Origin of the sequence: Streptomyces sp. NRRL F-5727 (assembly GCF_000719555.1) — a bacterium.
Classification (GTDB): domain Bacteria; phylum Actinomycetota; class Actinomycetes; order Streptomycetales; family Streptomycetaceae; genus Streptomyces.
In genome coordinates, this window is sequence record NZ_JOGX01000002.1 from 194778 (window position 1) to 206278 (window position 11501).

14 protein-coding genes are annotated in these 11501 nt (G+C 75.1%); 10 read left to right on the plus strand and 4 right to left on the minus strand.

Annotated elements, in window-relative coordinates; translation table 11 throughout:
• The first annotated feature begins 230 nt into the window (after positions 1-230).
• Together IF73_RS0102420 and IF73_RS0102425 are read left to right on the plus strand one after the other, a co-directional pair.
• Complete coding sequence (locus IF73_RS0102420) at positions 231-1340, plus strand: alpha/beta hydrolase (protein WP_031002892.1); 1110 nt, start codon at positions 231-233, stop codon at positions 1338-1340.
• 110 nt (positions 1341-1450) lie between these two features.
• Complete coding sequence (locus tag IF73_RS0102425) at positions 1451-2884, plus strand: hypothetical protein (protein WP_078867910.1); 1434 nt, start codon at positions 1451-1453, stop codon at positions 2882-2884.
• A gap of 27 nt (positions 2885-2911) precedes the next feature.
• Here IF73_RS0102425 and IF73_RS0102430 read toward each other — a convergent pair whose 3' ends face one another.
• Both IF73_RS0102430 and IF73_RS0102435 read right to left on the minus strand, forming a co-directional pair.
• Positions 2912-3310 (minus strand): VOC family protein, encoded by a 399-nt coding sequence (locus IF73_RS0102430; protein ID WP_031002894.1) that lies wholly within the window; start codon positions 3308-3310, stop codon positions 2912-2914.
• Between the two features lie 66 nt (positions 3311-3376).
• Positions 3377-4270 carry a neutral zinc metallopeptidase gene (locus IF73_RS0102435; RefSeq protein WP_031002895.1) on the minus strand — a complete coding sequence of 298 codons (894 nt, stop codon included), beginning with the start codon at positions 4268-4270 and terminating at the stop codon, positions 3377-3379.
• 276 nt (positions 4271-4546) lie between these two features.
• Here IF73_RS0102435 and abc-f point away from each other — a divergent pair, with 276 nt between their 5' ends.
• The 3 genes from abc-f to IF73_RS0102450 all read left to right on the plus strand — a co-directional run bounded on the left by abc-f (position 4547) and on the right by IF73_RS0102450 (position 7621).
• The gene (gene abc-f / locus IF73_RS0102440) at positions 4547-6145 is read left to right on the plus strand and encodes a ribosomal protection-like ABC-F family protein (protein ID WP_031002896.1); all 1599 of its coding nucleotides are present in this window, start codon (positions 4547-4549) and stop codon (positions 6143-6145) included.
• Between the two features lie 321 nt (positions 6146-6466).
• Positions 6467-6688, plus strand: a complete 222-nt coding sequence (locus tag IF73_RS0102445; RefSeq protein ID WP_006123601.1) for a helix-turn-helix domain-containing protein — start codon at positions 6467-6469, stop codon at positions 6686-6688.
• Between the two features lie 132 nt (positions 6689-6820).
• Positions 6821-7621, plus strand: a complete 801-nt coding sequence (locus IF73_RS0102450; RefSeq protein WP_031002897.1) for an enoyl-CoA hydratase/isomerase family protein — start codon at positions 6821-6823, stop codon at positions 7619-7621.
• A gap of 44 nt (positions 7622-7665) precedes the next feature.
• Here the strand turns inward: IF73_RS0102450 and IF73_RS0102455 are convergent, their stop codons facing one another.
• Positions 7666-8343: a hypothetical protein gene (locus IF73_RS0102455; RefSeq protein WP_031002898.1), complete on the minus strand. Its 678-nt coding sequence runs from the start codon at positions 8341-8343 to the stop codon at positions 7666-7668.
• 93 nt (positions 8344-8436) lie between these two features.
• Between IF73_RS0102455 and IF73_RS0102460 the strand changes: the two genes are divergently transcribed.
• Genes IF73_RS0102460 through amaP form a run of 5 tightly spaced genes read left to right on the plus strand, consistent with a single transcriptional unit; the run spans position 8437 to position 10724 of the window.
• Positions 8437-8892, plus strand: a complete 456-nt coding sequence (locus tag IF73_RS0102460) for an Asp23/Gls24 family envelope stress response protein (RefSeq protein WP_031002900.1) — start codon at positions 8437-8439, stop codon at positions 8890-8892.
• A gap of 47 nt (positions 8893-8939) precedes the next feature.
• Positions 8940-9131, plus strand: coding sequence for a hypothetical protein (locus IF73_RS0102465; RefSeq protein WP_031002902.1), 192 nt, complete (start codon positions 8940-8942; stop codon positions 9129-9131).
• Positions 9132-9137: 6 nt separating this feature from the next.
• Positions 9138-9497, plus strand: coding sequence for an Asp23/Gls24 family envelope stress response protein (locus IF73_RS0102470; protein WP_107049179.1), 360 nt, complete (start codon positions 9138-9140; stop codon positions 9495-9497).
• Positions 9494-10117, plus strand: a complete 624-nt coding sequence (locus IF73_RS0102475) for a DUF6286 domain-containing protein (protein WP_031002906.1) — start codon at positions 9494-9496, stop codon at positions 10115-10117. The genes IF73_RS0102470 and IF73_RS0102475 overlap by 4 nt, the downstream gene beginning before the upstream one ends.
• Before the next feature lie 7 nt (positions 10118-10124).
• A complete protein-coding gene (gene amaP, locus IF73_RS0102480; RefSeq protein ID WP_031002908.1) occupies positions 10125-10724 on the plus strand; it encodes an alkaline shock response membrane anchor protein AmaP in 600 nt (199 codons plus the stop codon).
• A gap of 17 nt (positions 10725-10741) precedes the next feature.
• Here the strand turns inward: amaP and IF73_RS0102485 are convergent, their stop codons facing one another.
• Positions 10742-11497 carry an SDR family oxidoreductase gene (locus IF73_RS0102485; protein ID WP_031002910.1) on the minus strand — a complete coding sequence of 252 codons (756 nt, stop codon included), beginning with the start codon at positions 11495-11497 and terminating at the stop codon, positions 10742-10744.
• Between the last annotated feature and the right edge of the window lie 4 nt (positions 11498-11501).

An 11501-nucleotide genomic window follows, 5' to 3' on the forward strand; every position in this document is an offset into this window, starting at 1 on the left:
GTAATCCCGGACCGCACGGGACACACCCGGCCCAAGCCGCCATCGGTCGTGATCGGCGCGTTTCACCCCCTGGACGGTCTCACCCGCACGAGCCACCTGCCGGGGAGACCCATGTCACTCTCCCGAGGGGCGCCGCCGCGCACCCCGCGCGCCTCCCCGGGCACTGCCCGGGGCACCCGGCCGGCCCCGCCCCGGTGGCAGTCCCCCGCCCCCGTGCCGAGACTGGGAACGTGCGCCCGGCTACAGCGACGGCAGCGGCCGTCACCACCCTGATCGGTGTCGGCGCGGCCGCCGTGGCGGCCGGCCGGTACGCCAGCGACGTCGCCCTCAAGGCCGCCTCCGGACGGCCCCTCCCCGGCGACCCCAAACTCACCGTGCACGCCACGGGACCCGAGCGGGTCACCCTCACCCGCAGCCTCGCCTCCCTGCGCCCCGGAACGTACGGGATGACGGCGCCCGGCCTGCACGCGGTCACCGGACCGGTCCTCGACCGCGTCCCGCACACCGCCGACACCGTCGTCCGCCGTCTCGAACGCGTCGAGCGCGGCGCGCTCGGCCCCGGCAGCCGCGTCCGGCTCACCCCGCAGCTGCACGTCGGCACCCCCGAGACCGCGCTCGGCCTGCCGCACGAGGACGTCGAGATCCCCGGCGAGCTCGGCCCCCTCCCCGCCTGGCTCGTCACCGGCCCCCGCGCCACCTGGGTCGTCGCCCTGCACGGCATCGGCGCCGGCCGCGAGCACGCCCTGAACCTCGTCTCCTTCTACGCGCGCCGCCGCGTCCCCGTCCTCGTCCCCGCCTACCGCGGCGACGACGGCGCCCCCAGGCCGGCGGACGGCATCGCCCAGCTCGGCGACACCGAGTGGCGGGACGTCGACGCGGTCCTGCGGTACGCGGTCCGGCGCGGCGCGGAGAAGATCGTCGTGCACGGCTGGGGCACCGGCGCCACCATGGCGCTGCGGGCCGCCGCCGAGTCGGGGGTGCGGGACCGGATCGCCGGCCTCGTCCTCGACTCCCCGGTCCTCGACTGGGAGGCCACCGTCCGCAACCTCGCGGTGGCCCGCGGCGTCCCCGCGCCGCTGGTCCCGCTCGCGGTCCGCGCCGCGCTCGGCCGGACCGGCCCGCACCCCGACCACACGGCGGGCCTCCGCGTCCCGGTCCTCCTCGCCCACGGCCCCGACGACACGATCGCCCCCTGGGAGCCCTCGGTCGAACTGGCCTCCCGCCGTCCCGACCTGGTCACCCTCCTCCCGGTCCGCCAGGCCCCCCACGCGGCCATGTGGAACGCCGACCCCCTCCGCTACGAGGAAGCCCTCCGCCGCTACCTCACCCCCCTGATGTGACCCCCGCCCCCGGCGCCGCCCCGCGGCGGAGGTGACGGTCGGGGACCGGGGCGTCACGGCGTGGTGGATTCCGATTGGGCTTTCGGGCCGTCAGCGGGAAGACTGCCCCCGTGACGTCTCGAAAGCCCGATGAACCATTGGCGCGCAACTCCAGACTCCGACTCGTCCGTCCGCGGTCGCTGGCCACCGCCCGACGGGCCGCGACGACGCGGCGCACCCGGCCTGCCCCGAGGCCGCCCGAGGGCACCCCGCCCCGCGCGGAGCTGGCCCGTCAGGCCCGGCTGGTCCTGGCCGACGCCGTACGGATCGCCCGCTGGGCCGCCGCGCCGCGCGGCCCGCAGGCGGGCCCCCGCGCGGTCGCCGACGCCGCCTCCGCTTCCGGCCCGCTCGACGGCCCGGCCGCCGTCGAACGGGCCGCCGCCGACCTCGGCCTGACGCCGGATCGGGTCCGGGCCGGCTGGGACCGGGCCCGGCTCGCCGGTCTCGTCGAGCTGCACGGCGCCACCGTCCGCCCCGGCTGGCGGCTCCAGGCGTGGGACCGGGACGACTCCGCGGTGCTCCGCGGCTGGGTCGCCCTCCTCGACGCCTGGTCGCTGGTCCGCCCCTCCCCGGAGGGCGTCGCGCCGGGCGCGGTCGCCGAGGTCGTGGAGGCCGTGCCGCAGGTCCTGTCGCTGCTCCAGCTCTCCCAGGGCCCCGTCCTGGTGCCGACGCTGCTCGACCTGCTGGGCCAGCGCGTGGACGAGCTCCGCGAGGAGCGCTGCGAGCTCCCCGGCGACGACGCCCCCGCCCCGCCCGCGCCCGCCGAACGCCTGCCCGCCCTCCTCGACTGGGCCCTGGAGGGCCTCGCGGAGGTCGGCGCGCTCACCCTGGACCCGGCGGCCGGTCCGGAGGGACGTCACGCGACCCTGACCCCGCTCGGCAACTGGGCGGTCTGGGTCAAGCTGGAGCAGATCTGCGTGGCCGCCCAGAGCCCCGCGGGCAACATCGAGCAGTCCGCCGCCGACATGCTCCGCGGCTGCGCCCGGCTCACCCCGGGCCCGGCCCGCGACGAGTACCGCGCCTGGCTCGCGGCCCGCACCCTGTCCAGCGCGGTCGCCGAACTGCTGGCCGCGGCCCGCGGCGAGGACGCCCTGCTGCGCGGGCTCGCCTTCGAGGCGCTGCGGGTGGTCGGCGCCCCCGCCGAGGCGGAGGTCCGCGCCGCGGTCGCCGAGCCCTCGCTGCGCCCCTACGCGCTGCTGTGGCTCGCCGAGTACGACGGCACCGACCCCGACGACGCCCCCGAGGTCCTCACCCGCGAGGAGGCGACCTGGCTCTGGGTGGACACCGCGGCCGCCGTCGCCGACCACGGTGAGAGCGAGCTGCTGGTGCGGCACCTGGACTCGGCCGTGCAGGGCACGGTGCCGGCGCTGCTGGAGGAGGTCAGGGCCGTCGGCCATCCGCGGACCGTGCAGGTGCTGGTGGCGCTGGCCGCCGCCCACCCGGACCCGGCGCTGGCGAAGGCGGTCCGCCGGGCCGCCTTCCAGGTCCACACCGGCGGCGCCTGACGAGGGGCCGGGGGCAGCGCGGCGGGGTCAGTCGCCGCCGGGGGTGTACGTGCCGAAGCCCCACACGTTGCCCTCGGCGTCCCTGGCGATGTAGTCCCGGGAGCCGTACTCCTGGTCGGTGGGCGGCATCACGATCTCCACGCCGTGTTCGACGGCCCGGGCGTGGTGCTCGTCCACGTCCCGGACGTGGACGTAGACCCCCACCGGGCCGCCCGCGCCCATCGCCTTGTCGAAGACGCTGTCGGTGCCGCTGCTGCCGAGCATCACCGTGCCGTTCCCGTAGCTCAGCTCGGCGTGCGCGACCAGGCCGTCCTCGCCCTCGTACACGGCCGTCGCGGTGAACCCGAACGCCTCCGTGAGCAGTCGGATCGCCGCCTTGGCGTCCCGGTACTTCAGCGTCGGACAGATGTCGGGTGCCTCGGACATCCCGCTCACTCCCTCTCGGTCGGCCGGATGTGACCCGGGACACAGTCTCGCAGGCGGCGCCGACAATCAGCGGAAGGTGTTGCACTGGGCCATGTCGCCGGTCCGGTAGCCCGTGTGGAACCACTGCTGCCGCTGCTCGGCCGAGCCGTGCGTCCAGCTCTCCGGGGTGACCCGGCCCTGGAAGCGCTCCTGGATCCGGTCGTCGCCCACGGCCGCCGCCGCGTCCAGGCCGTCCCGGATGTCGGCGTCGTCGAGGCGGGAGATCAGGGGCCGGCCGGTGGACTCGTCCGGGGTGCTCGTCGCGTGCCGGGCCCACACGCCCGCGTAGCAGTCCGCCTGGAGCTCGACCCGGACGGCGTTGGAGTCCGCCCCGGTCCGCCCGTCCTGGGCCCGGCCGAGCGTCCCCATCAGGTTCTGCACGTGGTGCCCGTACTCGTGGGCCACCACGTACGCCTGGGCGAAGGGGCCGCCGCTGGAGCCGAACGTGGTCCGCAGCTCGTCGAAGAAGCCCAGGTCCAGGTAGACCTTCCGGTCGCCGGGGCAGTAGAAGGGGCCGACCGCGGAGCTCGCCGCGCCGCAGGCGGTGTTCACCCGCTGGGTGAAGAGCACGGTGGAGGCGTCGGCGTAGGCGCCGCCCCGGCGCGCGTACTCCCCGCGCCAGTAGTCCTGGAGGCTGTTGACGACGGCCACGGTCCGGCAGTCCTGGCGGCTGTTGGCGTCCGCGCCGGTGCGGCAGGACCGGTTCACCTCGGCCGCGGAGGAGACGCCCGGGGCGGCCTGCTCCTCGCCGCCGGAGGAGAGCCCCAGCTGGTCGGGGCCGACCCCGAAGAGGACGCCGAGGACCAGTGCGATGAGGCCGATGACGCCGCCGCCGACGGTCGCCTTCCCGCCGGGGACGCGGCTGCCGCGTACGTCCTTCACCTCGGAGGTGTCCAGACGGGCGTCGTCGTCGAACTGCACGGTCCACCTCCGCGTCACCGCGGCGGCCCGACCGCCGCCCACCGCCGAGTATCGGCCGGTCTTCCGCGCCCCGCCCTTTTTGTTCCCCCTGGTGAGGGATGAGAGAAAGGTCCCGATCGCGCCCCGGTCGCCCGTGTGGCCGAAAACCAGTTGCATGCGCCCGATAGAATGGCCGCATGGACATTCTCCCCTGGGACATCCTCCCCTGGGTGCACTAGCGGAGTCGCAGCCCGTCACCAGCCGTCGTCCGCCGCTTTCCCCCTCTGGAGTCTGTCCGTGATCACCGCTTCCGGCATCGAGCTGCGCGCCGGTGCCCGCATCCTCATCGAGAACGCCTCGTTCCGCGTCGCCAAGGGCGACCGCATCGGCCTCGTGGGCCGCAACGGCGCCGGCAAGACCACCCTCACCAAGTGCCTGGCCGGCGAGGGCCAGCCCGCCGCCGGCACCATCACCCGCTCCGGCGAGGTCGGCTACCTCCCGCAGGACCCGCGCACCGGCGACCTCGACGTCCTCGCCCGCGACCGCGTGCTCTCCGCCCGCGGCCTCGACGTCCTCATCCGCAAGATGCGGCAGAACGAGGAGCGGATCGCGAACGGCTCCGGCGCCACCCGCGAGAAGGCCCTCAAGCAGTACGAGCGCCAGGAGACCGAGTTCCTCACCAAGGGCGGGTACGCCGCCGAGGCCGAGGCGTCCACCATCGCCGCCGCCCTCGGCCTGCCCGACCGGGTCCTCGGCCAGCCGCTGCACACCCTCTCCGGCGGTCAGCGCCGCCGGATCGAGCTCGCCCGGATCCTCTTCTCGGACGCGGACACCCTGCTCCTCGACGAGCCGACGAACCACCTCGACGCCGACTCGATCACCTGGCTGCGCGACTACCTCAAGACGTACCGCGGCGGTTTCATCGTGATCTCCCACGACGTCGACCTGGTCGAGACCGTCGTCAACAAGGTCTTCTACCTGGACGCCAACCGCTCGGTCATCGACGTCTACAACATGGGCTGGAAGCTCTACCAGCAGCAGCGCGAGGCGGACGAGAAGCGCCGCAAGCGCGAGCGCCAGAACGCCGAGAAGAAGGCCGCCGCGCTCAACTCGCAGGCCGACAAGATGCGCGCCAAGGCGACCAAGACCGTCGCCGCGCAGAACATGGCCAAGCGGGCCGAGCGCCTGCTCTCCGGCCTGGAAGCGGTCCGCGTCTCCGACAAGGTCGCCAAGCTGCGCTTCCCGGAGCCCGCCCCCTGCGGCAAGACGCCGCTCACCGCGGAGGGTCTGTCCAAGTCGTACGGCTCGCTGGAGATCTTCACCGACGTCGACCTGGCCATCGACAAGGGCTCCCGCGTCGTCATCCTCGGCCTCAACGGCGCCGGCAAGACGACCCTGCTCCGCCTCCTCGGCGGGGTCGAGCAGCCCGACACCGGCGAGGTCACCCCCGGCCACGGCCTCAAGCTCGGCTACTACGCCCAGGAGCACGAGACCCTGGACCCGGAGCGCACGGTCCTGGAGAACATGCGCTCCGCCGCCCCCGACCTCGACCTGGTCGAGGTCCGCAAGGTGCTCGGCTCCTTCCTCTTCTCCGGCGACGACGTCGACAAGCCGGCCGGGGTGCTCTCCGGCGGCGAGAAGACCCGGCTCGCGCTGGCGACCCTGGTCGTCTCCTCGGCCAACGTGCTCCTGCTCGACGAGCCCACCAACAACCTCGACCCCGCCAGCCGCGAGGAGATCCTCGGCGCGCTGCGCACCTACAAGGGCGCGGTCGTCCTGGTCACCCACGACGAGGGCGCCGTCGAGGCGCTCGACCCGGAGCGGATCATCCTGCTCCCGGACGGCGTCGAGGACCTCTGGGGACCGGACTACGCGGACCTGGTCGCCCTGGCCTGAGCCCGGACTGGATCATTCGGCTCATCGCCGGATCCGTCATCTGAGTGAGAAGGTCTCGTACCCCCGGCGCGGGCCTCTGCCGAATCCTTCCGGCAGGGTCCGCGCCGTACGTGTGTTCGTACGAATGCGCTGACCTGCCGATCCCTTGATCCACTCGTTCGATGGTCGGGTTCAAGCCGCGCGGAATGGCGGCTTCCGATCGTGAGGGCGCCGTACTCGTCCGCAAACCCGGCAGCACGGACCTTGTCGAATGGGTGGCCAGGAGGACGGGGAGGGGTGATCATGAGAAGTCCAGAGCGCACTTCCCATGAGGAGGCACGGGTGGCCGAGACTCTGAAGAAGGGCAGCCGGGTGACCGGCGCCGCGCGCGACAAGCTCGCGGCAGACCTGAAGAAGAAGTACGACTCCGGTGCGAGCATCCGGGCGCTGGCCGAGGAAACCGGCCGCTCCTACGGATTCGTCCACCGGATGCTCAGCGAATCCGGAGTCACGCTGCGTGGTCGCGGCGGAGCGACACGGGGCAAGAAGGCAGCCTCGGCCTGACGCCGGGGGCGGCTCGACCGGTCCACCGGGACCCTCCCGGTGGGCACCCGGTCGGTCTCGCGACCGGCCCGGTGGTTACTGTGCAGTCACTTAGCATCGGATGCAGTGCTGCACCGGAACCGGAGGCGCCCCATGACCACGCCCGACGACTCCCAGCTCGTCTTCGACAAGGACGGTGTACGGCTCACCGTCGAGGACGCCGTTGCCACGGTGACCCTGACCAACCCGGCGAAGCGCAACGCTCAGTCTCCCGCTCTGTGGCGGGCGTTGACGGAAGCCGGCCGGTCGCTTCCGGGCAGCGTGCGGATCGTCGTCCTGCGCGGTGAGGGCAAGTCCTTCTCCGCCGGACTCGACCGACAGGCGTTCACGCCCGAGGGCTTCGACGGAGAGCCGTCCTTCCTCGACATGGCCCGGGGTTCCGACGCGGACCTCGACGCGGTCATCGCCGAGTACCAGGAGGCGTTCACCTGGTGGCGCCGCAGCGACCTCGTGTCGATCGCGGCCGTCCAGGGGCACGCCATCGGTGCGGGCTTCCAGCTCGCCCTCGCCTGCGACCTGCGGGTCGTCGCCGAGGACGTGCAGTTCGCGATGCGCGAGACCAGCCTGGGCCTCGTCCCGGACCTCACCGGGACCCACCCGCTCGTCTCCCTCGTGGGCTACGCCCGCGCGCTGGAGATCTGCGCCACCGGCCGCTTCGTCCACGCCGACGAGGCCGAGCGCATCGGCCTGGCCAACATCGCCGTGCCCGCCGCCGAACTCGACGCCGCGGTACGGGACCTGAGCGCCGCCCTGCTCGCCGCGCCGCGCGACGCGGTCGTCGAGACCAAGGCGCTGCTCCAGGGCGTCGCCGGCCGCTCGTACGAGGAGCAGCGGGTCGCCGAGCGCGCCGCCCAGGCCCGCCGCCTGCGCGACCTCGCCGGCCTCGGCGACTGACCCCCGCCCCGGGCCGGACCGCGCCGGCCCGGGGCTTCCGCGCGTCAGCGCAGCTCCGTCACCACCACCGTGACCGCGGCGCCCTCCGGGGCGGCCGCGGCCGCCGCCGCGCGGGCCGCCTGGGCCACCTCCGCCGGCGGGCGGTCCGCCGCCACCGCGCACTCCACCCGGACCGCCTCCGCCGTCCGGTGCACCGGCGCGCCCAGCGCGTCCGTCACCGCCACCACGCCCGGCACCCGCAGCACCGCGAGCGCCACCGGGTCCTCCGAGGCCGGCGGGGTCCGGCCCGGCGGTGGCGCGGCGGGCTCGGTCACGGGCGCCTCCTCCAGCAGGTCGGTCACCCGCAGATCGACCTCCGTCACCGCCAGGCCCAGCCGCCGGGCCGCCGCGAGGAGCACCGCCCGTACCTCCTCCGCCGTCTCCGGCAGCGGCCGTCCGGTCGCCACCACCGCCAGCTCCGCCCCGATCCGCAGCGGCCCCGCCGGCACCCCGCCCGGCGGCACCGGGAACGGTCCCGGGTCCGCCTCCGCCGCCTCCGCCGCCGCGCCGATCCGCAGCGCGCCCGGCACCGCGCCCCGTACCCCCGAGGCCGCCCGGTCCAGCACCTCCCGGGCCGCGTGCTCCGTGAGCCAGGTCCCGTCCGCCGCCGTGCCGAGCGGCAGCAGCCTGCCCGGCGCCAGGCGGTCGCGGACCGCCGCCGTCCAACCGTCACCCGTGGTCATTGCCCCAGCCTGCCGTATCCCCGGAGCGGTATCGGGGAACCGCCCTTAGTGTGAGCAAAGAAGCCCGAAATATCCCGGAAGGGGCTGAATTTCATGACGGACAGCGAACGCAGCGTCGAGAGCACCCCGGTCACCCGCAAGGGCGGCGGTTCCGCCGCCACCAGGGGCCGGACGACCATCGCCGACGGTGTGGTCGAGAAGATCGCCGGAATGGCGGCCCGGGACGTCGTCGGCGTCCACGCCATGGGCAGCGGGCTCTCCCGCACCTTCGGCGCCGTCCGCGACCGCGTCCCCGGCGGGGGCGGCGCCAAGGCGAGCGTCACCCGCGGCGTGAAGGCCGAGGTCGGCGAGGTACAGACCGCCCTCGACCTGGAGATCGTCGTCGACTACGGCGTCTCCATCGGGGACGTCGCCGGAGCCGTCCGCGAGAACGTGATCGCGGCCGTCGAGCGGATGACCGGCCTGGAGGTCGTCGAGGTCAACATCGCGGTCAGCGACGTGAAGCTGCCCGACGAGGAGGAAGAGGAGCCCGAGTCGCGGCTCCAGTAGCCGACCGGCACGGGCAACGGAGTGCAGGGCTCGGAAAGGGGTTCAGCATGAGCATGGCGGTGGTCGGCCTGCTGGCCGGCATGGGTCTCGGCTTCGCCGGATATTTCGGCGGATTCGGGGCGTTTCTCCTGGTCGCGGCGCTGGGGGCGGTCGGCTTCGTGGCCGGTCGCTTCCTCGACGGCGACCTCGAACCCGGCGATCTGCTCCGGGGTCGCGACCGCGGCGACCGGCGGCGGTGACGCCGGGTGCCCACGGACGTGACGGAACGGCCGCCGGTGCGCGAGCGGGGCGCGACCACGATCGCCGACCGCGTGGTCGCCAAGATCTCCGCCCAGGCCGCCCGGGAAGCCCTGGGCGGCGTGCCGGCGGGCGGCCACAAGCCGCACGCCTCGGTCGTCGTCCACCGGGACGCCGCCCGCATCTCGGTCAGCCTCGAACTCGACTACCCCACGGACATCGGCCGCCGCTGCGGCGCCGTCCGCGCCCGGGTCCGCGGCCGGGTCGAGGAGCTCGTCGGCATGGAGGTCCACGAGGTCTCCGTCCACGTCGAGCGCCTCCACTCCCCGCGCACCGCCCCCGCCGCCAGGAAGGGCCGCCTGGGATGACGACACCCGAACGGCCCCACCCCGCACCGGAACCGGAGGACGTCCCCGTCCTCGGCGGCAGCGGCCCGGACCCCGAACGGGTCCGGCGCTTCTGGTCCGTCCGGCGGATCCCCGCCGCCCTGCTCGCCGCCGTCGTCCTCGGCGGCGCCGGACTGCTGCTGTACGACGTCGCCGCCGTCCGCGCCGACCACAGCGCCATGAGCTGGCGCCGCGAACTCGCCGACGACCTCGCGACCCGGCCCCTCGACAGCGCCACCACCCTCGCGGTCGCCGGCGCCGTCGTCCTGCTCGGCGTCTGGCTGCTGGTGCTGGCGTCCACCCCCGGGCTGCGGGCCGTGCTGCCGATGCGCCGCACCCACCCCGACCTGCGGGCCGGGCTCGACCGGGACGCCGCCGCGCTCGCCCTGCGCGACCGGGCCATGGAGGTCTCCGGCGTGCAGTCCGTGAAGGTCCGGGTCGGCCGCGCCAAGGTCGCCGTCCGGGCCGTCTCCCACTTCCGCCCGCTCGACGACGTCCGCGCCGACGTCTCCACCGTCCTCACCGCCGGCGTCGAGGAGCTCGGGCTCGCCCACGCCCCCGCGCTGACCGTCCGGGTGGAACGCCCGTCCAAGAAGGGGTGATCCGCCCGTGCACGCACCCGTCACCGCCGTCCTGCGGCGCGTCAACCGCGTCCTGCTCGGCCTCGCCGGGCTGCTCCTCGTCCTCGCCGGCGGCGCCGTCCTCGCCGCCGGCCTCGACCTGCCCGTCCCGTCCTGGTGGCCCTGGTCGGGCCCCGACGACGTGCTCCTGGCCACCGCCGACCGGCGGCGGTGGCGCGAGGAGAGCTGGTGGTGGCCGACCGTCATCGCCGTCCTCGGCGTCGTCGTCCTGCTCGCCCTCTGGTGGCTGATCGCCCAGTTCCGCCGGGCCCGGCTCGCCGAGGTCCTGGTCGACACCGGCGACGGCGACGCCGCCGTGCTGCGCGGCCGGGCCCTGGAGGACGTCCTGGAGGCGGACGCCGCCGCCCAGGAGGGCGTGGCCCAGGCGAAGGTCGCCCTCACCGGCCGCCGCACCGCCCCCCGCACCCGGATCGCGCTCCTCCTGGAGCCGTACGCCTCCCCGGGCCAGGCGCTGGCCGGCCTCAGCGGCGAGGCGCTGGCCCGCGCCCGTACGTCGGCGGGCCTGGCCGCCCTGCCCACCGAGGCCCGGCTCCGCGCGGTCAGGCACCGGGCCCGACGGGTCACCTGACGCCGGGCCCGCCCCGGTCAGAAGCCGTGCCGGGCGCCGCCGTCCACCGGCAGCATCAGCCCCGTCAGATAGGAGGCGGCGGGGGAGAGGACGAAGGCCGCCGTGCGGCCGAACTCCTCGGGGGTGCCGTAGCGGCGCAGCGGGATCGCCAGCTCGTTGGCCGAACGGGCGGCCTCCGGGTCGCCCGAGAGGGCGTCGAGCTGCCGCACCCGGTCGGTGTCGATCCGGCTCGGCAGCAGCCCGACCACCCGGATCCCGCGCGGGCCGAGGTCGTTGGCGAGGGACTTGGCGAAGCCGGCGAGCCCGGGGCGGAGGCCGTTCGAGATCGTCAGGCCCGCGATCGGCTCGTGCACCGACCCCGACAGGACGAAGCCGATCACCCCGCCCTCGCCCAGCGTCTCGGCCGCCGCCCGGGCGAGCCGCACCGCGCCGAGGAAGACGGTGCCGAAGGCCGCCGCCCACTCCTCGTCGGTGTTGTCCGCCGCGAAGCCCGGCGCCGGGCCGCCGACGCTGATCAGGATGCCGTCGAAGCCGCCGAACCGGGCGCGGGCCTCCGCGATCAGCCGGGCCGGGGTCGCCGGATCGTCGTTGTCGGCGGCGAGGCCCGCCGCACCCTCACCCAGCTCGGCGACCGCCTCGGCGACGGTCGCCTCCTCGCGCCCGGTGACCAGCACCCGGGCGCCCTCGGCGAGCAGCGCCTCCGCGGAGGCCCGGCCGAGCCCCCGGGTCGCGCCGGTGACGACGTACACGCGGTCCTTCAGTCCAAGATCCATGGAC

Coding starts and splice junctions, on each gene's coding strand:
- IF73_RS0102430 (WP_031002894.1), bottom strand. CDS start 3,310: ATGTCCGAGGCACCCGACATCTGTCCGACGCTGAAGTACCGGGACGCC.
- IF73_RS0102450 (WP_031002897.1), top strand. CDS start 6,821: ATGACCACGCCCGACGACTCCCAGCTCGTCTTCGACAAGGACGGTGTA.
- IF73_RS0102455 (WP_031002898.1), bottom strand. CDS start 8,343: ATGACCACGGGTGACGGTTGGACGGCGGCGGTCCGCGACCGCCTGGCG.
- IF73_RS0102460 (WP_031002900.1), top strand. CDS start 8,437: ATGACGGACAGCGAACGCAGCGTCGAGAGCACCCCGGTCACCCGCAAG.
- IF73_RS0102465 (WP_031002902.1), top strand. CDS start 8,940: ATGAGCATGGCGGTGGTCGGCCTGCTGGCCGGCATGGGTCTCGGCTTC.
- IF73_RS0102475 (WP_031002906.1), top strand. CDS start 9,494: ATGACGACACCCGAACGGCCCCACCCCGCACCGGAACCGGAGGACGTC.
- IF73_RS0102485 (WP_031002910.1), bottom strand. CDS start 11,497: ATGGATCTTGGACTGAAGGACCGCGTGTACGTCGTCACCGGCGCGACC.